Origin of the sequence: Methylobacterium mesophilicum, from assembly GCF_022179445.1 — a bacterium.
Classification (GTDB): Bacteria; Pseudomonadota; Alphaproteobacteria; order Rhizobiales; family Beijerinckiaceae; genus Methylobacterium; species Methylobacterium mesophilicum.
In genome coordinates this window covers 293,735-318,080 of the sequence record NZ_BPQU01000001.1, presented here as the reverse complement: position 1 = coordinate 318,080, position 24,346 = coordinate 293,735, and the positions used below count along the sequence as shown (strand labels likewise).

Sequence of the window (24,346 nt, the reverse complement as noted above, 5' to 3'; positions counted from 1 at the left end):
ATGACGTGGAGATAGCCGAGCGCAGCCGGATCCGGCTTACGTCGGCCGGTCTCCCAATTGCGGATGGCCGACAACCTATCGGCGGCCGAACAGCCGCTCGATATCGGACAACTTCAACGCGATCGAGGTCGGGCGGCCGTGGTTGCATTGCCCGGAATTGGGCGTTGCCTCCATCTCGCGCAGGAGCGCGTTCATCTCCTCCGGGCGCAGGCGACGGCCGGCGCGGACCGAGCCGTGGCAGCTCATGCGCGACAGGATCGCGTCCAGGCGCCGCCCGAGCGGGCCGCCCTCTGCCGCGGGGGCTCCACCCTCCTCATCGCCGCTGGCTTCCAGCGCGTCGAGGATATCGGTGACGAGATCGCGCACGGAGGCGCCGACCAGCGCGGCCGGCACCTCGCGCACCAGCACGGCACCGGTGCCGAACGCCTCGATCGACAGGCCGAGGCGGTCGAGGTCCGGGGCCGCGGCGACAAGGCGCTCGGCGGCGTCCGGGCTCATCTCGATAACGTCTGGGATCAGCAGGCCCTGGCGGGCGATGCCGCCCTGGGCCCGCTCCGCCTTCATGCGCTCGTAGACCAGGCGCTCGTGGGCGGCGTGCTGATCGACGATCACCAGGCCGTCCCGGGTCTGGGCCAGGATGTAGGTCTCATGGATCTGGGCTCGCGCCGCGCCGAGCGGGTGGTCGATGGCCTCGGCCGCCTCGACCACCGGCCGGACATCCGCCTGGGGTGGGGCTGCGAGATCCGCCTCGGGCGACGGCGCGAACGGTGCCTGCGGAGCCTCGCCGAACCCCTGCGTGTCGCCGAAGACGGGCTCCGGCTCGGGTGTCGGTTGCCAGCCGTCCGGCCTCCAGCCTTGGGCTCGGCTGTAGCCCGACGGCGCCGCCACCGAGGGCGTGTTCGCCGGGAAGAAGCTCGGGCGGGCGGACCGGAACAGGCTCGGCGCGACAGCGCCGGTATGGGTCGCGAGCGCGGGGCCGGCCGGCCGCAGGGCGTCGAGGGTCCGGCTGGCCCCGGTGGTGGCCGCCCGCGCGCCGCCCCGGCGCAGGGCATCGTGGATCGCGCTGACCACGAGCGCCCGCACCAGACCGGGCTCGCGGAACCGCACCTCGGTCTTGGCGGGGTGGACGTTGACGTCGACCAGGTCGGAATCGCACGCGATGGCGAGCCCGAGCACCGGGTGCCGGTCGGAGGCGAGCGTGTCGGCATAGGCGCCCCGCACCGCACCGAGCAGCAGGCGGTCACGCACGGGGCGGCCGTTGACCACGAGGTGGATGTAGCCGGCGGCCCCCCGGTGATAGGTCGGCAGGCCGACATGGCCGGTGACCGAGAAGCCTTCCCGGGCAAGCGACACCGGCAGCGCGTTGGCGGCGAAATCCGCGCCCAGCACGGCGGTCAGGCGGCGCAGCTCGCCCTCGGGGCCGGTCTCGGCCGGCAGCAGCAGCGGCTGCCCCGCATCGGCGCGCAGCGTGAAGCGGATGCCGCGCTGGGCAACGGCGAGCCGCCGCAGGGTCTCCGCGATGGCGGCGTTCTCGGCGCGGTCGGATTTCAGGAACTTCAGCCGCGCCGGCGTCGCGGCGAACAGCTCGGTCACCTCGATCCGGGTGCCGCGCTGGGCCGGGGCCGGACGGACCGGGCCCTTCACGCCGGCCTCGACGGTGAGGCTCGCCCCGGCCTCGGCACCTTCTGGACGGGTGGTGATCGCGAGCCGGGACACGGCGCCGATCGAGGGCAAAGCCTCGCCGCGGAATCCCAGCGTGTCGATGGCCGAGAGGTCGCCGCCGGGCAGCTTCGAGGTCGCGTGGCGCTCGACGCACAGAGCGAGGTCGTCCGGGCCCATGCCGCGGCCGTCGTCGATCACCCGGATCAGCCGCCGACCGCCGTTCTCCACCACCACCTCGATGGTGCGGGCCCCGGCATCGATCGCGTTCTCGACCAGCTCCTTCACGGCCGAGGCCGGGCGCTCGACCACCTCGCCCGCCGCGATGCGGTCAACAAGGATCGGGTCGAGACGGCGGATGACGGGCGAAAGGGTGGACATCGACGCCCACGATAGCGGCTGGGCGGCGGCGCTCCTAGATCGTCGTCCCCGAAATCAGAGCCGGAACGGCGATCGAGGCTTCTGTTTCTACGTCATCTTTTTCCGAAAGCCGGAATCCACCTGTCGGGATGATGCTCTCGCGCACCCGATGACAGGGACCGTGTCGCGAAGCCGCGGCGCTCAGGCGCGGCGGCTCGATCCGCCCAGCGAAATGCGGCTGCCGGCGGGCCGGGCGCCATGGCTCGGCGCCTTGTAGGGGCGACGCGACGCGTCATACAGGGCGGTGCCGACGACCCCAGCGGCCCGTCGCAGGGTGGCGCCGTCGCAGGTCGCAGCGACGCGCACGCCGATCTCGTGGGTATGGCTGCGGCCGTACAGCCAGACCGCGAGGCGTGCCCGGGTCGCCTCGGGGATGCCGTCGAGGATGTACGTCGCGGTGTCGGCGTCGGCCTTGATCAATTGGCCGACGGTCTCCGGCGGGATCGGGCAATCCGCCGCCGGATCATCGATGCTCAGCGGCTGGGTCTTCGTCATGGTCAAACCTGTCAGCCTGGGAACTGCAGGTTGAGCGGGTGTGGTTAATGATCCGTCAACGAACCGGCACCCGCCGCGTCTCACAGCGGCTTGCGGATGATCCGGGCGATCAGGCCGACGATGCCCTCGCGGAACAGCAGCACGCAGAGCACGAAGACGCAGCCCTGGATGATGGTCACCCAGGCGCCGAACTGGGCCAGGTAGGTCTCCATGGTGACGATCACCATCGCGCCGACGATCGGCCCGAACACCGTGCCCATGCCGCCCACCAGCGTCATCAGCACCACCTCGCCGGACATCGACCAGTGGACGTCTGTGAGCGAGGCGAGCTGGAACACGATCGCCTTGGTCGAGCCCGCAAGCCCCGCGAGCGTCGCCGAGAGGACGAACACCGCGAGCTTGTACTGGTTGGCCCGGTAGCCCAGCGAAATCGCCCGGGGCTCGTTGTCCCGGATCGCCTTGAGCACCTGCCCGAACGGCGAGTGAATGATCCGGTAGATCAGCAGCATCCCGGCCATGAAGACCACGCAGACGACGGCGTACATCGCCCGGTCGTCGGCGAGGCTGAACACTCCGAACAGGTTGCCACGCGGCACCGCCTGGATGCCGTCCTCGCCGCCGGTGAACTTCGCCTGCAGCGAGAAGAAGAACGCCATCTGAGCGAGCGCCAGGGTGATCATCGAGAAGTAGATGCCCTGCCGGCGGATCGCCAGCGAGCCGAAGACCAGCCCGAGCAGGGCCGCCGTGGCGGTGCCCGACAGGATCGCCAGTTCCGGGGTGAAGCCGAGGTTCTTGGCCGTGTAGGCGCAGAGATAGCTCGCCATCCCGAAATAGGCGGCGTGGCCGAACGAGAGCAGGCCGCCGTAGCCGAGCAGCAGGTTGAAGGCGAGCGCGAACAGCGCGAAGCACAGCACCTTCATCAGGTAGACCGGATAGAGCACCAGCGGCGCCGCGGTCAGCACGACCGCGATGCCGACGAAGATCATCCAGTGCAGCGCCTTGTCGTCGCGGCGCGTCGGCAGCGCGGCGGCGATCGGGGCGACGTCGATGGCGGCGGTGTCGGCCATGGGGATCGAGCCTCTGATCTGGTTCAGGCCGTGCGCCCGAACAGGCCGGCGGGTTTGACGAGCAGCACCAGCACCATGATCACGAAGATCACGGTGGCCGACGCCTCCGGGTAGAACACCTTGGTCAGGCCCTCGACCAGGCCGAGGGCGAAGCCGGTGATCACCGAGCCGATGATCGAGCCCATGCCGCCGATCACCACCACGGCGAAGACCACGATGATGATGTCGGCGCCCATGTTCGGGTTCACCGAGTAGATCGGGGCGGCGAGGACCCCGGCGAAACCCGCGAGCGCCACGCCGAACCCGTAGGTCAGGGTCAGGAACAGCGGCACGTTCACCCCGAAGGCCTGGACCAGGGTCGGGTTCTCGGTCGCGGCCCGGAGGTAGGCGCCGAGCTTGGTCTTCTCGATCACCAGCCACGTCGCGATGCAGACGGTGAGCGAGGCCACCACTACCCAGGCCCGGTAGTTCGGCAGGAACATGAACGGCAGGCGCTGGCCGCCCGACAGCTCGGCCGGGATCGCGTAGGGCAGCCCCGACACGCCGTACTGGTTGCGGAACAGGCCCTGGATGATCAGCGCCAGCCCGAAGGTCAGGAGCAGGCCGTAGAGGTGATCGAGCTTGTAGAGGCGCGCGATCAGCACCCGCTCAAGCAGGATGCCGAAGGCCCCCACCACCAGCGGCGCCAGCCCGAGCGCCCACCAGTAGCCCAGCCCGACATAGGTCAGCAGCATCCAGGCCACGAACGCGCCCATCATGTACAGCGCGCCATGGGCGAAGTTGATGATGTTCAGGAGCCCGAAGATGATCGCGAGCCCGAGCGACAGGATCGCGTAGAACGAGCCGTTGATCAGGCCGAGCAGCAACTGCCCGAACAGCGCCTGGGTCGGCACGCCGAAGATCGTGGTCATAGCCGTCCTCCGTGCCGGACCCGCACCGTCAACCCTTCACCAGCGGGCAGTTGCCGTCGGCAAGCGGGCGGAAGACCTGATCGCCCGGGATCGTCTCGAGCTTGTTGTACAGGTCCCACTCATCCTTCGACTCGGAGGGCTTCTTCACCTCGAACAGGTACATGTCGTGGATCTTGCGGCCGTCCGCCCGGATCGTGCCCTTGCCGAACAGCGGATCATCGGTGGGCATGGACTTCATCTTCGCGACCACGGCGGCGCCGTCGGCACCGGATTTCAGCTCGGCCATCGCCTTCAAGTAGTGGAGCACGTCGGAATAGACGCCCGCGTGGTTGGCGGTCGGCTTCGAATTGCCCTTCATCTGCTTGGCGAACCGGTCCGAGAAGGCCCGGGTCTGGTCGTTCAGGTCCCAGTAGAACGGCTCGGTGAGCACGAGGCCCTGCGCGACCTTGGTCCCAAGCGAGTGCACGTCCGAGGAGAACACCAGGAGCCCGGCGAGGGCCTGGCCGCCTTCGGTAATGCCGAACTCGCCGGCCTGCTTGATCGCGTTGATCGTGTCGGTACCGGCGTTGGCGAGCCCGATCACCTTGGCGCCGGACCCCTGCGCCTGCAGCAGGAACGATGAGAAGTCCGAGGTCGGGAACGGGGTCTTGACCGAGCCGATGACCTTGCCACCGTTCTTGGTGATCACCGCGCTGGTGTCGCGCTGGAGGGTCTGGCCGAAGACGTAGTCGGCTGTGAGGAAGAACCAGGTGTTGCCGCCGCGCTTGACCATGGCGCCGCCGGTGCCGTTGGCGAGCGCCACCGTGTCGTAGACCCAGTGGATCGTGTTCGGCGTGCATTGCGGGCCGGTGAGGTCGGCGGTGCCGGCGCCGGTGTCGATGAAGACCTTGTTCTTCTCCTTGGTCACCTGGCTGATCGCCAGGGCGACCGACGAAGTCACGCCGTCGGTGATCATGTCGACGCCGTCGCGGTCGTACCATTGCCGGGCGATGCCGGCGCCGACATCGGGCTTGTTCTGGTGGTCGGCGGAGACGATCTCGACCTTCAGCCCGTGCTCGGCCGGCTTGAAGTCCTCCACCGCCAGCTTCGCGGCAACCACAGAGCCCTCGCCGCTGATGTCGGAATAGGCGCCCGAGCGGTCGCCGAGGATGCCGATCTTCACGTTCGTCTGCGCGCTCGCGCCGCCCATCATGAGGGCACCCGCGAGGGCGGCGAGGGACACGGACCCGATGAGACGTCCGAACATGATCTTCCTATCCTCCTGCGGCGCAGCGGATCACCGCCTGCCGAGCCTCTGACGCCGTTCTCCAGCGCTTATTGGGTATTCGCCGTCCGCCTCAGACGCCGAGATAGGCGTGAAGCTTGTCGATATTTGCGTCAAGCTCGGCATTCGGGATCATGTCGACCACCCTGCCCTGCTCGATGACGAAGTGCCGGTCGGCCAAGGTCTGCGCGAAGCGGAAATTCTGCTCCACCAGCACAATGGTATAGCCCTGAGACTTCAACTGCTGGATCGTCCGGCCGATCTGCTGCACGATTACCGGCGCGAGACCTTCGGTCGGCTCGTCCAGCAGGATCAGCTTGGCACCGGTCCGCAGGATCCGGCCGATGGCGAGCATCTGCTGCTCGCCGCCCGAGAGCTTGGTGCCCTGGCTGCCCGCACGCTCCTTCAGGTTCGGGAACAGGGTGTGGATCTCGGCCACCGTCATGCCGCCGGGCTTCACCCGCGGCGGCAGCATCAGGTTCTCGTGGACCGTGAGGCTCGCGAAGATGCCGCGCTCCTCCGGGACGTAGCCGAGCCCGAGCCGGGCGATGTTGCGCGAGGCCATCCGGATCGTTTCGACGCCGTCATAGACGATCGAGCCGGCCCGCTTGCCCAGGATGCCGATGATCGCCCGGAGCGTCGTGGTCTTGCCGGCGCCGTTCCGGCCGAGCAGCGTGATCACCTCGCCGGCCCGGACATCCAGGTCGATGCCGTGCAGCACGTGGCTCTCGCCGTACCAGCCCTCCAGGCCGCGGACGGTGAGGAGCGCATCGGTCGCCGCGGCCGGCGCGGGTCTCTTCACGGCGGCCTCAAGCATGTCCCGACCCAATATAAGCCTCGACCACGCGCGGGTCCTTCGAGACGGTGGCGTAATCGCCCTCTGCCAGGACCTGCCCGCGCGCCAGGACGGTGATGCGGTCGGACAGCGACGCGACCACCGAGAGATTGTGCTCGACCATCAGGATCGTCCGGTCCTTCGAGACCCGGCGGATCAGCTGCGCCGTCCGGTCGACGTCCTCGTGGCCCATGCCGGCCATAGGCTCGTCGAGGAGCAGCATCTCGGGATCGAGCGCCAGGGTCGTGGCGATCTCGAGCGCGCGCTTGCGGCCGTAGGACAGCTCGACCGCCAGCGAGTCGGCGAACTCGGACAGGCCCACGGCCTCGACAAGCGCCAACGCCTCGCCGTCGAGCGCCCGCAGCACCTTCTCGGGACGCCAGAAATCGAACGAATCGCCCCGGCGCCGGCGCTGGAGCGCGATGCGGACGTTCTCGGTGACCGTCAGGTGCGGAAACACCGCCGAGATCTGGAAGGACCGCACGAGGCCGAGCCGGGCCACATCCGCGGCGCGCAGCCCGGTAATGTCCCGATCCTTGTACCGGATGGTACCGGCGGTGGGGATCAGGAACTTCGTGAGCAGATTGAAGCAGGTGGTCTTGCCGGCACCGTTCGGGCCGATCAGCGCATGGATCGTCCCGCGCTCGACTTCCAACTTGACGCCGTTGACGGCCCGGAATCCCTTGAATTCCATCGTCAAGCCATCGGTCGCCAGGATCACGTCCCGTGCCAAGCGCGTCCCTCCCGCGTATGATTTATTGCCTGCCATATCGCCGATCACGCCCTGAACAGTCCATCGCAAACGCTCGGCGCGGCGGGACAATCCCCGGCTCATGATATGCTGATTCTTGGCTGATCCGGGCCGAACATCCCGTCGCGGTCATGATACCGACACGGAAGGGCGTCCGGCGACCCGTCACCCCAAGGCCGGGCGGGCGGCGGCGGCGCGCTTGACCTTGTTCCGGTCGGGCCTATAACTCAGACAAATTATTGGTAGGGAGGGCGTGCATGGTCGGTCGGGCCGCCTACATTGCCGTCGATTGGGGCACCACCAACCGGCGCGCCTACGCCATGTCGGAGGCGGGCGAGGTCCTCGACACGCTTCAGGACGATCGCGGCGTCCTCGCGCTAACCCCTGGCGAATATCCCGACGCGATTGCACAGCTGCGGGAGCGTTTCGGCGCGCAGGCCGTGGTCGCGGCCGGCATGGTCGGCTCGACGCGCGGCTGGCGCGAGGCTGCCTATATCGATGCGCCCGCAACGCTGCAGGACCTCGCCGAGGCGAGCCTCGCGGTCGCCCCCGACGTGCGGATCGTCCCGGGCGTCGCGCTCCGGAGCGGCCCACGCCCGGACGTGATGCGGGGCGAGGAAGTCCAGGTGCTCGGCGCGATCAGCAGCGGCGCCGCGCCGCCGACGGCGTTGTTCTGCCAGCCCGGCACGCACAACAAGTGGATCGCCACGGTGGACGGCGCGATCACCGATTTCGCCACCGTGATGACCGGCGAACTCTTCGCCCTGGTCCGCACCCACGGCATCCTGGCCGGCATGCTGGACGGTGCGGTCGCGGACGGTCCCGCCTTCCGGGAGGGGCTCCGCCGCGGGAGCGAGGCGCGCAACCTCGCCGCCGCCCTGTTCGAGGTCCGCGCCGGGGTGCTGCTCGACCGGCTGGCACCCGCCGATGCCGCCGCCTACGCCAGCGGCCTGATGATCGGTGCGGATGTCGGCACGCGCACCGATCTCGCCGAGCGTCCGGTACACCTGCTCGGCGGCGGCGCTCTGTCTGCGCTCTACGACGTTGCGATCACGGAAGCTGGCGGCCATGCCGTGCCGGTGCCGGACGGCGCCACGACGGCCGGCATCCACGCCATCTGGCAGGCCATCTCGAAAGTGCGGGCATGACGATCCTCGACCGATTCGAAGTGGCCTTCGCGGCCTGCCCCCTGGTGGCGATCCTGCGCGGGCTCACCCCGGACGAGGCGCCCGCCATCGGCGACGCGCTGGTCGAGGCCGGGTTCACCCTGATCGAGGTGCCGCTCAACTCGCCCGATCCGCTCAGGAGCATCGGGCTGCTGGCCGACCGGTTCGCCGGGCGCGCCCTGGTCGGGGCCGGCACGGTTCTCACACCGGCGCAGGTCGGCGACGTCGCGGCGGCAGGCGGGACCTTGATCGTCTCGCCCAACACCGACCCGGCGGTGATCGGCGCGACCATGGCCGCGGGCCTCGTCTCGCTGCCCGGCTACCAGACGCCGAGCGAGGCATTCGCCGCCCTCCAGGCCGGCGCAACCGCCCTGAAGCTCTTCCCCGCGGACATCGCGACCCCGGCCGCGCTCAAGGCGCACCGGGCGGTGTTCCCGGCGAGCGCCCGCGTCCTCGCCGTCGGCGGCGTCACGCCCGACAGCGTGCCGGTCTGGCGGCAGGCCGGCGCGGTGGGCTTCGGTCTCGGCTCGAACCTCTATCGCCCCGGCAAGCCGGCAGCCGATGTCGCCCGGGACGCTTCAGCCTTCATCGCGACAATCGGGGGATCTGCATGATTGCGGGCCCTCAGGGTACCAGGGTGAACCAGAGAACACTCACAATTCTTGTGGCTGGAACGCGACAGTGACGGCGCCCCCGTCTAGAACCGCGCCCGCATGGATGGCGGGAGCGGGCGGATGGCGGATGGGCAGTTCACACGGCCGGACGGCTTCGATGGGCTCGAGACGCCCTGCCTGCTCCTCGACGCGGACAGGCTGACCGCCAACGTCGCGACCATGCGGGCGGGGCTCGACCGGCTGGGCGTAACGCTGCGGCCGCACCTGAAGACCGCGAAATCGCTCGACGTCGCCCGCATCGCCATGGCGAGCCCGTCCGGACCCGCGACAGTCTCGACCCTCCGGGAGGCCGAGCACTTCGCCGAGGGCGGCGTGCGCGACCTGATCTACGCCGTCGGGATCGCGCCGCAGAAGCTCGACCGCGTCGGGGCGATCCGGCGGCGCTGGGGGGCAGATCTCGCCATTGTGCTGGATTCCATCGAGCAGGCAAACGCCGTGGTGGCGTGGAGCCGCCGCACCGGCGACCCGATGCCGGTGCTGATCGAGGTCGATGCCGACGGCCATCGCTCCGGTGTCGATCCGCGCGATGCGGATACGCTGGTCGCCATCGGCCGGGTGCTCTCCGACGGTGCCTCCCTGCGCGGCGTGCTGCTGCACGCGGGCGACAGCTACGGCCTGACCGAGCCCGCCGCGCTGAAGGCAGCAGCCGAAGCCGAACGCGCCGCCGCGGTGGCGGCGGCGGCGATCCTGCGCGGCGCCGGCCTGCCCTGCCCTGTGGTCAGCGTCGGCTCGACGCCGACCGCACGCTACGCCGACAACCTCGACGGCATCACCGAGGTCCGGGCCGGTGTGTTCATGATCGGGGACCTGTTCCAGGCGGGCGTCGGCTCCTGCCGGATCGACGAGATCGCCCTGACCGTTTTGACCACCGTGATCGGCCACCAGCGGGAGAAGGGCTGGATCATCACGGATGCCGGCTGGATGGCGCTGTCCCGCGACCGCGGTACGGCACGCCAAGCCGTCGATCAGGGCTACGGAATCGCCTGCGACATGGCGGGGCAGCCCTATCCGGACCTGATCGTGCGGGACGCGAACCAGGAACACGGGATCGTGGCCCTGCGGCCGGGCTCGTCGGCGCCTCTCCCCGACCTGCCGATCGGGGCCCGGCTTCGAATCTTGCCCAATCATGCCTGCGCCACCGGCGCCCAGCACGACCGTTACCATGTCGTCGCCGACGGCCGGCTGACCGGGGCGGTCTGGCCGCGCATCAACGGCTGGTGACGGCGGATCTTACCGCCCGTTCGAGACGGTCCGCACCGGACGATCCGACTGATCCATCACCATGCGGCAGCCGGCGCTGAGATTTGGCCGCTGCTGGCGCAGGCAGGCCGTGATCGCTGCCACGTTGGGGATCTGGGAGGCGCAGAGCTGCATGACGTCCGGGGTGCACGCCGCGCGGTCGGCGCGGGATTGCGCCAGCGCGGGCGCTGCGCCGGCGATCAGGGCGAGCAGAGCGAACGTGGCGGACTTCATCGAAACAGATCCTCAGACGGATGATGGATCGGCTGTTACAGCCGAGCCTCGAAGTGCGGCGTGAACGCCGCGACACACCGAAATATCCACCGCGCGACCGCCCTATTCTGTCGCAGCGCCGGGATTACGCGGTGCCGAGCGGCACCTCGCCCGGACACCCTGCAAGGCGTCCGACGCGATCAGGGTCTAGTCACCGGCGTGATCGCCCCGGTCGCCACGGGCTCGATCTGAGACGCGGCGGCGTTGGCCGGCGCCTTTTGCCGATCGAGCTTGTCCGCTGAGACGAGAGCCGCGGTGATCAAGGCCACCGCCGCTATCGTCGCCTTCAAGACCTCCCAGATTCGCGTAAGCATGGCTGAGTCCCAATGGCGTCACTGGATCTTCAGCATGTCTGCCTGGGGCGAAGCTGTTCAACACGCTCGCCCGGCGCCGTCTCATCGATCCGTGACTTCCGGATCTTCGACGGCGACCCTTCCCAAAACCTTTCCGGTCCACCGTTCCGCACTCATGCGTCGAGACCTGATGCATCCGGGCCTCACCTGGAGGCGGGGTCCGCCGCAGCCTCCGCGGCCATTGCCTCGAAGACCAGCGCATGCCGCAGCGCCAGCGCCTCGACATCGTAGGTGTAGCCGCCGCCGATCACCGCCACGACCGGGATGGCGCGGGCGCGGGCCTGCGCGATGACGAACCGGTCTCGGGCCAGCAGGCCCGCATCCGTCAGGCAAAGCCGCCCGAGACGGTCGTCGCGGTGCGGGTCGACCCCGGCATTGTAGAAGACCAGATCGGGCGCCAGCGCGTCGAGAAGCGGCGGCAGCCGGGCGCGCAGCACGTCGAGGTATCCGCCGTCATCGAGACGGTCCGGTAGGCCGATATCGAGGTCGCCGGCGATCTTCTGAGTGGGATAGTTGTTCTCGCAGTGGATCGAGAGCGTGAACAGCTCCGGGCAGAGCGCCAGACAATCCGCGGTACCGTCGCCTTGGTGGACATCCAGATCGACCACCAGGACACGCCGCACTGCGCCCTCCGCCTGCAGCGTGCGGGCGGCGACCGCCACGTCGTTCAGCACGCAGAAGCCCGCACCCTGAAGCCGCCGCGCGTGATGGCTGCCGCCGGCCGCGCTCCCGGCCAGCCCCTCGGCCAGGGCGAGGCGGGCGGCCAGGAGGGTGCCGCCCACGGAGGCGCGGGAGCGGCGGACGAGGGCGGCATCCACGGGCAGGCCGATGGCCCGCTCGATCTCCGGCGGGACCGCGACGGCGAGGACGGCCGCCACGTAGGCGGGGTCGTGCGCGTGGACCAGGATCTCTGCCCCGGCGAGGTCCGGCGTGACGAAGCCGAGCGGCGCCAGTCCCTTGGCCACCAGCGTCTCGGCCAGCAGGCCATACTTGCGCATCGGGAAGCGATGGCCCGCCGGCAGGCTCGATTCGTAGGCCGGGTGGAAGGCGATGGGCGGGATCACGCGGCCGGGCCAAGATCGCCGAGGATCGCCTGGGCCAGCGCCAGGCCGCTGTCATGGGCCGCTTCGATCCGAGGCCCGAGACACCAGTCGCCGGCCGCTCCCAGTCGGAGAGCAGGGTCGTACTGGCACGGGCGACCCAAGGCGGTCTCGACTTGGGCGAAGCGCCAGCGATGCGCCTCCGCGTAGCTCGGCCTTAATGGCACGGCCAGACACGCCGCCGCAGCCCGCGTCAACTCGGACACGACGACCTCTCGCGACAGTTCCAGATGCGCGCGCGACCAATCTGGCTTCGCGTGTACGGTCAGGCGGATGCCGGTGGGCCGCCCGGGCTTCGACGAGTCCGTCGCGATGAGCCCGAGCGGACCGTCCTGCGGCTCGATCAGGGCTGCTGAGGGCGCCTCATCGACCGCGAGCATCAGCGACCAGCACGGCGCGTAGGAGGCATGCTGTATATCGGGCATCGCAAAGCCGGAGGCCGCCAACAATGTCACAGTCTGGGGGGCCGGGAAGGTGATCGCCAGCGCCGAGAACGGACCGTGATGCCTGCCCGCGGCATCCGTCAGGCGCCAGGATGTGTCGTTGCGGTCGATCCGCGTGATCGTCGTGCCGCTGAAGACCGGGAGATCGGCCAGAAGGTCCTGGACCGGTGCGGTGATGCCCGGCACGCCGACGTGGCGCATCGACCCGCCCCAGGGAGCGGTGATCCCGCGCATGTCCCAGCCGGCAATCCGCGCCGCGAAGGCATCGCCGTGCGCGCGCAGGAATTGCGCGCCATGATCGAACTGCATCGTGCCCGAACGGCGGGTCGCCATGCGGCCGCCGACGCCGCGTCCCTTGTCGAACACCTGCACGGGCAGGCCGGCCTCGGCGAGATGGCGCGCCGCCGTGGCGCCAGCCATTCCGGCGCCCAGGATCGCGACGCGTCTGTTGTGACTCACGATATCGCCCCCGGCGCGACGCGGCCCTCGCTCCCGCGTTGACGGCAGAGATAGGGGACGATCCGTCGGAGGTCAGAGCGAACGGTCCGCGACGCAAGCGCTCGTGCGGGTGGCAACCATGCGGCCGAGGCCGGATGCTGTCATGGGCGATGCCGCGATAGGCCCGGTCCGATGCGCGCCATTCGATCGCTCGGTCGCCGAGACGATGGTGCGGGTAGAGGGAATCGAACCCCCACGCCTTGCGGCTGGCGATTTTGAGTCGCCCGCGTCTACCAATTCCGCCATACCCGCGCGCGTCGGGCTCTTCGCATAGGTGTGGCCTTCACGCCAAGGGTGCCGGACAGGTTTTTTGCCGGCGCCGTCGATCTGGCCAAGGCGCGGCGCCTGTGCTCAAAGGACGGCCGCTTCCTCACGACCCGGACCCTGAATGCTCCGCCGGCTCTACGCGTGGATCCTCGCGCTCAGCGGCAGGCCCTCCGCGCCCTACGTGCTCGGGGCCGTCGCCTTCGCCGAGAGTTCGTTCTTCCCGGTCCCGCCGGACGCGATGCTGGTGCCGATGGCGGTCAGCCGCCCGGACCGGGTCTGGCTCTACGCGACGATCGCCACGGTGGCCTCGGTCCTCGGCGGACTGGTCGGCTACGCGATCGGGGCGCTGCTATTCGATTCCCTCGGCGAGTGGCTGATCCGCCTGTACGGGCTGCAGAATTCGGCCGCGACCTTCCAGGATTCCTACGCCCGCTACGGCCATTGGGTGATCCTGTTGAAGGGGCTCACGCCGATCCCGTACAAGCTCGTCACGATCACGTCGGGCTTCGCCCATTACAGCCTGTTCTGGTTCACGGTGCTGTCGATCGTCACCCGCGGAGCCCGGTTCTTCATCCTGGCCGGGCTGCTGGGCCGCTACGGCGTCCAGATCCGCGGCGTCCTCGATCGGCATCTCAACGTGGTCGTGGCGATCTCGGTCGCCGTGATCGTCCTCGGCTTCCTGCTGTTCAAGGTGATCCTGTAGCCATGAACCTCGCGTCGGCGCTGCGCCTCAAGAAGGCGGGTCTTGGGCTGGCTCTCGGCTCCGCTTTGGTCCTGGGGGCCGTGTTGGTGCTGCAATACGGCTACGGCTACGCGCCGTGTAAGCTCTGCCTGACCGAGCGCTTGCCCTTCTACGCCGCCCTGCCACTCGGGCTCGCCGCGCTGTTCGCGCCCGAGCGCTTGGCCCGCTTGGCGCTCGGGCTCGCGGCCCTGGGGCTCCTGTATGGTGCCGGGGTCGGCGTCTACCACGCGGGCGCGGAATGGGGATTCTGGCCGGGACCGAGCGATTGCGGCGGCGGCACGGGTGCGAACCCGGGACAGGTCGGCGATTTCCTGAACCAGCTTCAGACCACGAAGGTGGTCGACTGCTCGGTGGCGGCGATGCGGGTCCTGGGAATTTCGCTCGCCGGTTGGAACGCCGTGATCGCTTTCGTGCTGGCCTCTTTGGCCGGCACCGCCGCCTTGCGTTCCTGAACGCAGCCCGATCAGTTGCGGTCGTCGGGCATGATCGGGATCGGCGCGACGTCGATCCCCTCGTCGATCAGGGCTCGCGCTTCGGCCGGGCTGGCCTCGCCGTAGATCGAACGACCCTCCGCCTCGCCGTAATGGATCTTGCGCGCCTCCTCGGGGAAGCGCGCGCCGACATGCTCGGAATTGGCCACGACCTGCTCGCGCAGCGCCCGCAGCATGGCCCGCACCTGCCGCTCGGGCTCCGCGATCATCGCCAACGGAGCCTCGGCCTGGGTCGCCACCGGCACCGGATGCTGCCCGCGATCGCTGCGGACCACGTTGGGCGCCATCAGCGCCTTCGTGACGTTCGCGCTCTCGCAGATCGGGCAGGTCACCAGCCCGCGCTCCGCCTGCGCATCGTAGGATTCGGAGGACGGGAACCAGCTGTCGAAGCCGTGGGCGGCTTCGCAGACGAGACTGTACCGGATCATGTGTTTGCTTACTGTGCGGCCTGAACCTGAGGCCCGATGCGCTCGACGGTGAACGCGCGCGAGTGTTGCAGTGCGGGAATCCGCGCCCGGGCGTCGGCGACCTGGGCGAGGTCGATCTCGGCCAGGATCACGCCGGGCTCGGCCCCGCCGGCATCGGCGAGCACCCGGCCCCAGGGATCGACGATCATCGAATGGCCGAAGGTCTCGCGACCGTCCTCGTGGATCCCGCCCTGGGCCGCCGAGATCATGAAGGCGCCGGTCTCGATCGCCCGCGCCCGCTGGAGGATGTGCCAGTGTGCCTCGCCGGTCTGCCGGGTGAAGCAGGCCGGTGCGGTGAGCACTTCGGCCCCGGCCTCGGCCAGCGCGCGGTACAGGGCCGGGAAGCGGATATCGTAGCAGATCGTCAGGCCGAGCGTCGCCAGGGGCGTCGCCGCCACGACCGCGCAGGCGCCCCCGGTATAGGTTGCCGATTCACGCCAGCGCTCGCCGCTCGGCAGGTCGACGTCGAACAGGTGCAGCTTGTCGTAGGAACCCAGGATCTCGCCGTCCGCGCCGATCAGGAAGGCCCGGTTGGCGATCTTGTCGCCCGACCGCACCGCGAGCGACCCGACATGCACCATAACCCCGGTATCCCGGGCGGTCTGCCGCAGGCCGGCCAGGGTCGGATCCTGCTCCGCCGCGGTGACGTGCGCGAACAGCCGCTCGCGGCTGCGCTCGACCAGCGAAGTCATCTCGGGGGTCTGGACGTAGTGCGCGCCGCTTTTCGCAGCCTCGCGCACTCCGGCGACGGCCGCGTCGCGGTTGGCGCCCGGGTCGCGGCCCGAGCGCATCTGCAAGCAGGCGGCGGTGAAGCGCCTCTCAGGCATCGGCCTTGTCCGTCAGCAGCGGATCGAGCTTGCCGGCGCGGTCCAGGGCGTAGAGATCGTCACAGCCGCCGACATGGGTCGATCCGACGAAGATCTGCGGGACGCTGGTGCGGCCGCCAGCACGCTCGACCATCGCGGCCCGCCCGCCCTGGGCGCGCTCCACGTCGATCTCCTGGAAGGCGACGCCCTTCTCCTTCAGCAGGCTCTTGGCCGCCGAACAGTAAGGGCACCAGGCCGTGGTGTAGATCGTGACCGGCTGCATGGCGGGCGTCGTCTCGCGCGGGAACTCCCGTCATATAGGAGTATGCCCGTCGAATTACCTATGCCCGCGTGGTCACAGCCGGGCCGAGCCGCATCCCGCGCGGCCCCCGGCGCATCTGAGGTCGGTCAGGCGGCCATCAGCTTCTCGACCTCGTTGACGAGATCACGCAGGTGGAACGGCTTCGACAGGACCTTCGCGTCCTTCGGAGCCTTCGAGTCCGGGTTGAGCGCCACCGCAGCGAAGCCGGTGATGAACATCACCTTGATGTCCGGGTCGAGCTCGGTGGCGCGCCGCGCGAGCTCGATCCCGTCCATCTCGGGCATCACGATATCGGTCAGCAGCAGCTCAAACGGCTCCTCGCGCAGCCGGTTGTAGGCCGAGAGGCCGTTGTCGAAGGACAGGACATCGTAGCCCGCGTTCTGCAGCGCCTTGGCCAGGAACCGGCGCATGTCGTTGTCGTCTTCCGCCAGCAGGATTTTCATCGGCCGTTTCCGAGCCCTCGAGTCGAAATGTTGATCCCATAAAGGGACGCGATGGTAAACAAGGTGTTAGGATCGGAGCCCGCAGCCGGCGCCGCGTGTCTCGAAAACGGCCCTGTGGGCCGTCGGCACCAGAGTGGACAGGCGATCGTTCGCATACCACACTGCGTATCCGCCGCGCTTTTCCAACCGCCGGGGTGTGCACGCAATCCATGACCGCGCCCGAAACGGTACAGCCCGACGCCCTCGGTTTCGCCCCGGCCTTCGCGGTCGAGGAGCCGGCGACGCACATCCTGCCCTTCGTCTTCAATACTGGCCATTCCGGCGCCGTCTACCCCCCCGATTTCGTGGCTGCCTCGCGCCTGGACGCCCTCACCCTGCGCCGGTCCGAGGATGCCCATGTCGACCGCCTGTTCGCCTCGGTTGTCGAACTCGGCGCACCGCTGCTCCGGGCGAACTTCCCCCGGGCCTTCCTCGACGTGAACCGCGAGCCGTATGAACTCGACCCGCGCATGTTCGACGGCCGGCTTCCGCCCTTCACCAACACCCGGTCGATGCGGGTCGCGGGCGGGCTGGGCACCGTTCCGCGGGTGGTGGCGGACGGCCAGGAGATCTACGCCCGGCGCCTGCCGGTCGGCGACGCGATCGCCCGCATCGAGGCCCTGTACAAGCCCTACCACCGGGTCCTGCGCGGCCTGATCCAGCGCACGGCGCGGACCCACGGCCACTGCATCTTGATCGATTGCCATTCGATGCCGTCCTCGAGCCTCGGACGCGACACCGAGATCAAGGCCGACATGGTTCTGGGCGACCGCTACGGGACCGCGTGCGCGCCGGGCCTGATCGAGGCGTTCGAGGCCGCGTTCCGGGCCCAGGGTTTTCGGGTGGTCCGCAACAAACCCTACGCCGGCGGCTTCATCACCGAGCATTACGGCGAGCCCAACCTCGGGCGTCACGCCCTGCAAATCGAGGTCAACCGGGCCCTGTACATGGACGAGGCGAGCCTTGCGACGACGCCGGATTTCCCGAGCCTCGTGAAGGCGTTGCGGTCGGTCGTGGCCGGCGTGGCGGCCGATCTCGGTGACCTCAAGCCCAGCCGGATCGCCGCCGAATAGGCTGCGGCCATTCCGTGTCCGGCGCCGCGTTCATTCCCAAATGATTTTTGCCCGGGGCGTTGATGACGCCCGCCCTGGCCTTCGACGCGAAACGGGCGCCCTCACGCGTCGATCGATCGACGGCGTGGCACCAAACCGGTCCGGAAAAGAAAAAAGGCCACTCCCGAAGGAGCGGCCCGAAGTCTAGGGAGGAAACGCCCAAGAAGGGCTACGGGACCGCGACGCCATCGCGATCTCGCAATGCACAAATGACAGTGCGGCGCACAAGACGCAAGGGCGAAATCGTCGCCGCCCGCGCGCCGAATGCATGGCTCAAGCGCGCAACGCGCAAAGGCCTCAGCTCTGCTTCAGGAGTTTCTCGATCTCGGCGCGCAGCGGGCCGGCGAGATCCGGGCGCTCCAGCGCGTAGGCCAGGTTCGCGGTCAGGAAGCCGATCTTCGAGCCGGTGTCGTAGGTCCGGCCCTCGTAGTGCATGCCGAAGAAGTCCTGCGTGCCCATCAGGTCGATCATGGCGTCGGTGAGCTGGATCTCGCCGCCGGCGCCCTTCTTGCCGTGCTCCAGGATCCCGAAGATCTCGGGCTGGAGGATGTAGCGGCCGGAGATGATAAAGTTCGACGGCGCGGTGCCCTGCTTCGGCTTCTCGACCATGCCGGTGATCTCGAAGGACTGACCGTAGGTCTCGCCGACGCTGACGATGCCGTATTGGTGCGTCTCTTCCGGAGCCACCTCCTCGACCGCGATGACGTTGCCGCCGTGGCGCTCGTAGGTCGCGAGCATCTGCTGCATGCAGCCGCGGCTCAGCATATCCGGCAGCAGCACCGCGAAGGGCTCGTCGCCGACGATCTCCCGGGCGCACCAGACCGCGTGACCCAGGCCGAGGGGGGCCTGCTGGCGGGTGAAGCTCGTCTGACCCGCCTTGGGCAGATCGCGCTTCAGCTCTTCGTAGGCAGCGGTCTTCCCGCGCTCCTGAAGGGTGTGCTCGAGTTCGAACGCAATATCGAAATGATCCTCGATCACAGCTTTGCCGCGACCCGTGACGAAGATGAAGTGCTCGATGCCGGCTTCGCGCGCCTCATCGACGACATGCTGGACGACCGGCCGGTCCACGACCGTGAGCATTTCCTTCGGGACCGCCTTCGTGGCGGGCAGGAATCGCGTGCCCAGCCCCGCGACGGGCAGGACAGCCTTGCGGATCGGTTTCATCAAGCGGCAACCTCGGAAACAGAATGGGACGACACGGGCAATGGATCAGGCAGTGAGATAGCCTAGCACGATGCTTCGCAAGGCCTCTACGTCGATAGTATGAGGCAAAGCACCGTAAATATCCCGTCTGCGACCACCTAAAGTGGCCGTTACCAGAAGATATCTCACCAGGCGTTTGAACGCGCGATGAAGCGGGGTCCGCGCCTTGCCTGTCCGTGCCCGGTTCGGGCAAGGCTCCCGGCAGCTTCCCTCGGAGCGGCTTCGGAGCGGGCGAAAACATGGCGGTTCTGATGATGGGCGGGGCCGGGTCTATCCGTAGCCGCCAGGTCGTAGTGCTCGACGGCCGCACCAGCGGGTTCGACCGGGCGCCGGCCTGGATGGGCAAACCCGGTCCGCGTAATCGGGTTTGAGGCGATGCCGTCGCGCCGCACGCTGCTCGCCGCCGCCCTCTGCCTCGTCCCCGCGGTAGCCCGGGCCGCGAAGCCGCCGGGTCCGAACGCCGCCTTCCAGGCGTTCGTCGCGACCCTGCGTCCGGAGGCCGAAGCCCGCGGCGTCTCCGCCGAGACCTTCGCGGCCGCGTTCCGGGGCATCACGTCACCCGATCCCGGCGTCCTGGCGCGGACGCGCCAGCAGGGCGAGTTCGTGAGGCCGGTTTGGGATTACCTGGTCGGCGCGGTCTCGGCGGGTCGCATCGCCCGCGGACGCGAACGGGCGGGCACCCTGGCGTCCACGCTGAAGGCGATCGAGGCACGCTACGGCGTCCCGGCGCCGATCGTGCTGGCGTTCTGGGGGGTCGAATCCGATTTCGGCGCCAGCGCCGGCAGCCTGTCCACGATCCGGGCGCTGGCGACCCTCGCGGAGGCCCGACATCGCGGCACGCTGTTCCGCGACGAGTTGCTCGCCGCCCTGGCGATCCTCCAGCGCGGCGATATCGCGCCCGAGCGCATGAGCGGAAGCTGGGCGGGGGCCATGGGGCAGGTGCAGTTCCTGCCATCCACCTACTTGGCCCACGCTGTCGATTTCGACGGCGACGGCCGCAGGGACATTTGGACCAGCGACGCGGATTCGCTCGGATCGATCGCGGCCTATCTCAAGGATCTGGGCTGGGATCCGACGGTGTCCTGGGGCTACGAGGTGCGTCTGCCCGAAGATTTCGACCTGACCGCCTATGCCGGGCCGCTCTCCGGTTTCGCTGCGCGGGGTGTCCGGCGCACGGACGGAAAGCCGTTGCCCGGGCGCGGGGACGCCGCGCTGTTCCTGCCCGGGGGCCTTGGGGCGCCGGCATTCCTGATCACCGGCAACTTCGAGGTGATCCGCCAGTACAACACCTCGGATTCCTATGCGCTGGCCGTCGGACACCTAGCCGACCGCCTGGACGGCGGCCCGGCGCTCGCGGCGCCCTGGCCTACGGGACCGCGCCTCGACGGTGCGGGACTGCGCGCGCTGCAGACCGGTCTGGCGACCGCCGGCTTCTACGAGGGCCCGACCGATGGACGCGCCGGGCCGAAGCTGCGCGACGCCGTGCGGCGCTACCAGATCGCGGCCGGCCTGCCGGCGGACGGGTATGCCTCGCCGGCGTTGCTCGCCCATGTCCGGGCCCGGCACGATCCGGCGCGATGATCCGTGCCCATGGGCGGGTTTAGACGCGCAAGCCGGTCTCCCGTATAGTGCCGCCTACCGACCGGTGTTTCGGTCGCCTTCAAGGTGCGGGATCTGCATGGGAGTCGCAGTCTGGCGTCGTACGGCGCGTCCGGCCATCCTCGGACTCGCCGTCCTGCTGAGCCAAGCGGGCCTGTCCCTGGTTGGCGGCACGTCCGCCCAGGCGCAATGGGGCGACAGCTATCAGCGGCCCGAGGGCGGCGCCTATTACGAAGCCCCGCCGCGGCGGCGCCCGCGCGATGCCTACTATCGCGACGACGGCTCCACCGCCCGCCAGCCCCGCTACGCTCCGCCCCAGGAAGCACCGCGGCAGTTCTACTGGCCGTGGGAGGACCGGCCCCAGCCGGTCGCTCCGCCGCCGGAGCGCACCTATCGGGCGCCGCGCCCGCGCAGCACGATCGGAAACGCGGACGCGCAGCGACCCTCGCCGGCCGTCAAGCGCCGGGAACGGCCCGCCCGGGCGCCGGTGCCGCCGAAACCCACCATCGCGAAGACCGCACCGAACGTCCAGATCGCCGTGTTCGGCGATTCGCTGGCCGACCACCTCGCCCACGGCCTGGACGACGTCTTCGAGGACAATGCGGACATCGCAGTCGTCGATCGGGCGAAGGGCGACAGCGGGCTTGTGCGCAAGGACGTGGTCGATTGGCCCAAGAGCGCGGAAGACTACCTGCGCACCAATTCCAAGGTCCGCTACGCGCTGGTCATGCTGGGCGCCAACGATCGCCAGCCGATCCGCGAGGGTGACGAGACCGTCGATCCGCTGACCGATCGCTGGAAGGCCCTGTACCGCGCCCGGGTCGAGGCCCTCGTGAAGGTCTTCGCCGACCACAAGGTGCCGCTGGTCTGGGTCGGGCTTCCGCCGGTGCAGAGCGAGAGCCTGAGCCGGGATCTCGCGAGCCTCAACGACATCGTCCGGGACACCGTGACGAAGGCCGGTGCGACCTATGTCGACATCTGGCCCGGCTTCGTCGACGACCGAGACCGCTACGCGTCCTCTGGCCCCGATCCGGAGGGGCAGATCGCCAAGCTGCGGACCGCCGACGGCGTGCACTTCACCAAGGCGGGCGACCGCAAGCTGGCGCATTTCGCCGATGTCGAGTTGAAGCGCCTGATGGGTACGGCCGCGCCGGCGCTGACCGATCCGCCGCCCACCGCGACCGTCGCACCGGGGGCGCCGAGCGTGACGCCCGGTCCGAGCCTCGACGGATCCGGGCAGCCCACCGACACCGCGGCGATCGATCGGCAGATCACAGCGATGCTGCCGAGCCTGCCGGAACCTCCGGGCGTCCCGGCTCTGCCGGTCAAGCCCGCAGCCGGGCCGGTCGTGCCCCTCGGGCGTACCGAGGTCTCTCCCGGCGGGACGCTGCTGACCGGCCGTCCGCGCGATTCCGACAACCTCGGCACCGTGGAGCGGACATTAGTCCGCGGCAACGCGCCGATGCCCCAGCCCGGCCGCGCCGACGACTTCCGCTGGCCCCCCGGCTGAGCAATGAGCCCGGCGCGGGGTTCGTACCGCGCGCCGGGACCGATCCTTCCTTAACGCGGCAGGACGCTCGCACCCATCAGGGCCTCGTCGATGGCACGCGCCGCCTGACGGCCCTCTCGGATCGCCCAGACCACCAGGGACTGGCCCCGGCGCATGTCGCCGGCGCTCCAGATCTTCGGATCCGAGGTCCGGTAATCCTCTTCGTTCGCCTCGACGTTCCCGCGCTTGCTGACGCTGATGCCGGACTGGTCGAGCAGGCCCTTCTGCACCGAGCCGGCAAAACCGATCGCCATGAAGACGAGGTCGGCCGGTAGGATGAACTCGGTCCCGGGGATCGGCTGCCGCTTGGCGTCGACCCGGGCGCAGACCACGCCGGTCAGCCGGCCTTTCTTGTTGCCGTCGAGCCGCAGCGTCGCCGCCTGGAACTCGCGCTCGGCGCCCTCCGCCTGGCTGGACGACGTCCGCATCTTGGTCGGCCAGTACGGCCATACCGTCAGCTTGTCCTCGCGCTCGGGGGGGCGGGGCCGGATGTCGAGCTGCGTCACCGACAGCGCGCCCTGACGGAACGCGGTGCCCACGCAGTCGGAGGCGGTGTCGCCACCGCCGATCACCACGACGTTCTTGCCCGAGGCCAGGATCGGGGCTTCGCCGTTGCCGCGCATCGGCTCCGCGGCCACGCGCCGGTTCGACTGGATCAGGTAGGGCATGGCGTAGTGGACGCCTTCGAGTTCCTGCCCGGGCAGCTGCGGGTTGCGGGGATCCTCCGCGCCGCCGCAGAACATCACCGCATCGAACTCGGCCTTCAGTTCGTCGACCGGCTTGGTCACGCCGACGTTCTGGTTGTAGTGGAAGACGACGCCCTCACCCTCCATCTGCCGGACTCGGCGATCGATGTGGCGCTTCTCCATCTTGAAGTCGGGAATGCCGTAGCGGAGCAGGCCGCCGGCCTTCGGCTCGCGCTCGAACACGTGCACGTCATGCCCGACCCGGGCGAGCTGCTGGGCCGCCGCGAGGCCGGCCGGGCCGGAGCCGACGACGGCCACGCGCTTGCCCGTGCGCATCGATGCCGGCTCGGGCTTGATCCAGCCCATGTTCCACGCGCGGTCGGCGATCGCCTGCTCGATCGTCTTGATCGCCACCGGCTGATTCTCGAGGTTGAGCGTGCACGCCTCCTCGCAGGGCGCCGGGCAGACGCGGCCGGTGAACTCCGGGAAGTTGTTGGTGGAGTGGAGGTTGCGCGACGCCTCCTCCCAATCCGACTGGAACACGAGGTCGTTCCAATCCGGAATCTGGTTGTGGACCGGGCAGCCGGTCGGGCCGTGGCAGAACGGGATGCCGCAATCCATGCAGCGCGCGGCCTGTTTGGTCAGGTCGTGCTCGTCGAGCGGCAGCGTGAACTCGCGGAAGTGCCGCACGCGATCGGCCGCGAGCTGGTACTTCTGCTCCTGCCGGTCGAACTCGAGGAAACCCGTGATCTTGCCCATCGATCAGTCCAATCGCGACGCTATGTCTTTTGCCGGGTCATCTTGCGCTCGAGCGGGATGGCGATCGGTCATGGCCGAAGCCAGTTCTCGATTGTCAAACCGCCGATCCGCGCGAATTCCCGCGTGTTGTCCGTGACCAGCACGCTCCCATCGGCGAGCGCCTGAGTTGCGATGAGCAGGTCGTTGGCCCCGATCGGTGTCCCGGCCCGCTCAAGCCCGAGACGGAGATCCGCATAGATCGCGTCGTACGGCAGCCGCCAAGACTCGATCGAGAACGCTTGGAGCACCGCCTCGACCTGTCGTGTCAGCCGCTCCGAACCCTTTCGCGTGGCACCGTACCGAAGTTCCGCCGCCACCACGACGCTCGTGTAGATCCCGGCTTCTCCGATCCGCCGCACCTGCTCCGCTACCGCTCCCCGCGGCGCCCGGATCAGCGCCGAATGGATATTGGTGTCGAGCAGGTAGCGCATTCACAACCGTACGTCTTCGGGTGGCGCGTCCGTGATTGCCGGCCAATCCTCGTCGAGATCTTCAAGGCTGTCGAGGAGACCGAGAAGGGATGGGCGGGCCACCGGCTCAAGGACGAGTTTGGCGCCATCCTGACGGAGTAGCACCTCATCACCGCCCAGCATGAAGCCGGGCGGGATTTCGAGCCGCTGACCGTCCTGAGTCCGGACCAAGCGGACCCGTACTACCGGTTCGCCCATCGTCGC

The 24,346-nt window shown here is 69.2% G+C and carries 26 protein-coding genes and 1 tRNA gene; 8 read left to right on the top strand and 19 right to left on the bottom strand.

Translation table 11 applies throughout. The features are described 5' to 3' along the window. Positions 1-75: 75 nt before the first annotated feature. The 7 genes from mutL to MFF40_RS01590 form a co-directional block, all read right to left on the bottom strand. Entirely contained in the window at positions 76-2,040 is a 1,965-nt protein-coding gene (gene mutL, locus MFF40_RS01620; RefSeq protein WP_147896416.1) for a DNA mismatch repair endonuclease MutL, read from the bottom strand. 180 nt (positions 2,041-2,220) lie between these two features. Then, positions 2,221-2,574: a hypothetical protein gene (locus MFF40_RS01615; RefSeq protein WP_147855164.1), complete on the bottom strand. Its 354-nt coding sequence runs from the start codon at positions 2,572-2,574 to the stop codon at positions 2,221-2,223. A gap of 80 nt (positions 2,575-2,654) precedes the next feature. Beyond that, positions 2,655-3,641 (bottom strand): branched-chain amino acid ABC transporter permease, encoded by a 987-nt coding sequence (locus tag MFF40_RS01610; protein ID WP_147855163.1) that lies wholly within the window; start codon positions 3,639-3,641, stop codon positions 2,655-2,657. A 23-nt stretch (positions 3,642-3,664) separates the two neighbouring features. Continuing rightward, positions 3,665-4,552, bottom strand: a complete 888-nt coding sequence (locus tag MFF40_RS01605) for a branched-chain amino acid ABC transporter permease (protein ID WP_147855162.1) — start codon at positions 4,550-4,552, stop codon at positions 3,665-3,667. Positions 4,553-4,580: 28 nt separating this feature from the next. Next, complete coding sequence (locus MFF40_RS01600) at positions 4,581-5,798, bottom strand: ABC transporter substrate-binding protein (RefSeq protein ID WP_147855161.1); 1,218 nt, start codon at positions 5,796-5,798, stop codon at positions 4,581-4,583. 91 nt (positions 5,799-5,889) lie between these two features. Beyond that, positions 5,890-6,633, bottom strand: a complete 744-nt coding sequence (locus MFF40_RS01595) for an ABC transporter ATP-binding protein (protein ID WP_147855160.1) — start codon at positions 6,631-6,633, stop codon at positions 5,890-5,892. Further along, positions 6,626-7,384: an ABC transporter ATP-binding protein gene (locus MFF40_RS01590; protein WP_147855159.1), complete on the bottom strand. Its 759-nt coding sequence runs from the start codon at positions 7,382-7,384 to the stop codon at positions 6,626-6,628. Before MFF40_RS01590 ends, MFF40_RS01595 begins: the two co-directional genes overlap by 8 nt. Before the next feature lie 275 nt (positions 7,385-7,659). On the opposite strand from MFF40_RS01590, the gene MFF40_RS01585 reads away from it, so the two are divergent. From MFF40_RS01585 to MFF40_RS01575, 3 genes are all read left to right on the top strand, one after another. Continuing rightward, a complete protein-coding gene (locus tag MFF40_RS01585; protein ID WP_238259486.1) occupies positions 7,660-8,550 on the top strand; it encodes a 2-dehydro-3-deoxygalactonokinase in 891 nt (296 codons plus the stop codon). After that, the gene (locus MFF40_RS01580; protein ID WP_147855157.1) at positions 8,547-9,182 is read left to right on the top strand and encodes a 2-dehydro-3-deoxy-6-phosphogalactonate aldolase; all 636 of its coding nucleotides are present in this window, start codon (positions 8,547-8,549) and stop codon (positions 9,180-9,182) included. The genes MFF40_RS01585 and MFF40_RS01580 overlap by 4 nt, the downstream gene beginning before the upstream one ends. Positions 9,183-9,302: 120 nt before the next feature. Further along, positions 9,303-10,463 carry an alanine racemase gene (locus MFF40_RS01575; protein ID WP_147896419.1) on the top strand — a complete coding sequence of 387 codons (1,161 nt, stop codon included), beginning with the start codon at positions 9,303-9,305 and terminating at the stop codon, positions 10,461-10,463. Between the two features lie 9 nt (positions 10,464-10,472). Here the strand turns inward: MFF40_RS01575 and MFF40_RS01570 are convergent, their stop codons facing one another. The 4 genes from MFF40_RS01570 to MFF40_RS01555 form a co-directional block, all read right to left on the bottom strand. Continuing rightward, a complete protein-coding gene (locus MFF40_RS01570; protein ID WP_147896420.1) occupies positions 10,473-10,715 on the bottom strand; it encodes a hypothetical protein in 243 nt (80 codons plus the stop codon). A 535-nt stretch (positions 10,716-11,250) separates the two neighbouring features. Next, positions 11,251-12,171, bottom strand: coding sequence for a histone deacetylase family protein (locus MFF40_RS01565; protein ID WP_187278031.1), 921 nt, complete (start codon positions 12,169-12,171; stop codon positions 11,251-11,253). Next, positions 12,168-13,109, bottom strand: coding sequence for an NAD(P)/FAD-dependent oxidoreductase (locus MFF40_RS01560; protein WP_238259485.1), 942 nt, complete (start codon positions 13,107-13,109; stop codon positions 12,168-12,170). Before MFF40_RS01560 ends, MFF40_RS01565 begins: the two co-directional genes overlap by 4 nt. 206 nt (positions 13,110-13,315) lie before the next feature. Next, positions 13,316-13,400, bottom strand: a tRNA-Leu gene (locus MFF40_RS01555). 136 nt (positions 13,401-13,536) lie between these two features. On the opposite strand from MFF40_RS01555, the gene MFF40_RS01550 reads away from it, so the two are divergent. Continuing rightward, a complete protein-coding gene (locus tag MFF40_RS01550; RefSeq protein ID WP_147853841.1) occupies positions 13,537-14,118 on the top strand; it encodes a YqaA family protein in 582 nt (193 codons plus the stop codon). A gap of 2 nt (positions 14,119-14,120) precedes the next feature. Next, positions 14,121-14,609, top strand: coding sequence for a disulfide bond formation protein B (locus tag MFF40_RS01545; protein WP_147896422.1), 489 nt, complete (start codon positions 14,121-14,123; stop codon positions 14,607-14,609). Between the two features lie 11 nt (positions 14,610-14,620). Here the strand turns inward: MFF40_RS01545 and MFF40_RS01540 are convergent, their stop codons facing one another. The 4 genes from MFF40_RS01540 to cpdR all read right to left on the bottom strand — a co-directional run bounded on the left by MFF40_RS01540 (position 14,621) and on the right by cpdR (position 16,686). Continuing rightward, positions 14,621-15,076, bottom strand: coding sequence for a DUF1178 family protein (locus MFF40_RS01540; RefSeq protein ID WP_147896423.1), 456 nt, complete (start codon positions 15,074-15,076; stop codon positions 14,621-14,623). Positions 15,077-15,084: 8 nt separating this feature from the next. Further along, the gene (locus MFF40_RS01535; protein ID WP_147896424.1) at positions 15,085-15,942 is read right to left on the bottom strand and encodes a carbon-nitrogen hydrolase family protein; all 858 of its coding nucleotides are present in this window, start codon (positions 15,940-15,942) and stop codon (positions 15,085-15,087) included. Further along, positions 15,935-16,204, bottom strand: coding sequence for a glutaredoxin 3 (gene grxC, locus MFF40_RS01530; RefSeq protein WP_147853837.1), 270 nt, complete (start codon positions 16,202-16,204; stop codon positions 15,935-15,937). The genes MFF40_RS01535 and grxC overlap by 8 nt, the downstream gene beginning before the upstream one ends. Positions 16,205-16,329: 125 nt before the next feature. Continuing rightward, on the bottom strand, positions 16,330-16,686 hold the full coding sequence (cpdR, locus tag MFF40_RS01525) for a cell cycle two-component system response regulator CpdR (protein WP_007558883.1): 357 nt from the start codon (positions 16,684-16,686) through the stop codon (positions 16,330-16,332). A 209-nt stretch (positions 16,687-16,895) separates the two neighbouring features. Here cpdR and MFF40_RS01520 point away from each other — a divergent pair, with 209 nt between their 5' ends. Then, a complete protein-coding gene (locus MFF40_RS01520) occupies positions 16,896-17,798 on the top strand; it encodes an N-formylglutamate amidohydrolase (protein ID WP_147896425.1) in 903 nt (300 codons plus the stop codon). Positions 17,799-18,134: 336 nt separating this feature from the next. Here the strand turns inward: MFF40_RS01520 and galU are convergent, their stop codons facing one another. Beyond that, positions 18,135-19,001, bottom strand: coding sequence for a UTP--glucose-1-phosphate uridylyltransferase GalU (gene galU, locus MFF40_RS01515; protein ID WP_147853843.1), 867 nt, complete (start codon positions 18,999-19,001; stop codon positions 18,135-18,137). A gap of 414 nt (positions 19,002-19,415) precedes the next feature. Between galU and MFF40_RS01510 the strand changes: the two genes are divergently transcribed. Then, positions 19,416-20,621: a lytic murein transglycosylase gene (locus MFF40_RS01510; RefSeq protein ID WP_147896426.1), complete on the top strand. Its 1,206-nt coding sequence runs from the start codon at positions 19,416-19,418 to the stop codon at positions 20,619-20,621. Between the two features lie 97 nt (positions 20,622-20,718). Beyond that, on the top strand, positions 20,719-22,149 hold the full coding sequence (locus MFF40_RS01505; protein ID WP_147896427.1) for an SGNH/GDSL hydrolase family protein: 1,431 nt from the start codon (positions 20,719-20,721) through the stop codon (positions 22,147-22,149). 50 nt (positions 22,150-22,199) lie between these two features. Here MFF40_RS01505 and MFF40_RS01500 read toward each other — a convergent pair whose 3' ends face one another. The 3 genes from MFF40_RS01500 to MFF40_RS01490 form a co-directional block, all read right to left on the bottom strand. Beyond that, positions 22,200-23,633, bottom strand: coding sequence for a glutamate synthase subunit beta (locus MFF40_RS01500; RefSeq protein ID WP_147896428.1), 1,434 nt, complete (start codon positions 23,631-23,633; stop codon positions 22,200-22,202). 68 nt (positions 23,634-23,701) lie between these two features. Further along, a complete protein-coding gene (locus MFF40_RS01495) occupies positions 23,702-24,103 on the bottom strand; it encodes a type II toxin-antitoxin system VapC family toxin (RefSeq protein WP_147896429.1) in 402 nt (133 codons plus the stop codon). Next, a complete protein-coding gene (locus tag MFF40_RS01490; protein ID WP_147853831.1) occupies positions 24,104-24,340 on the bottom strand; it encodes an antitoxin in 237 nt (78 codons plus the stop codon). Positions 24,341-24,346 lie beyond the last annotated feature (6 nt).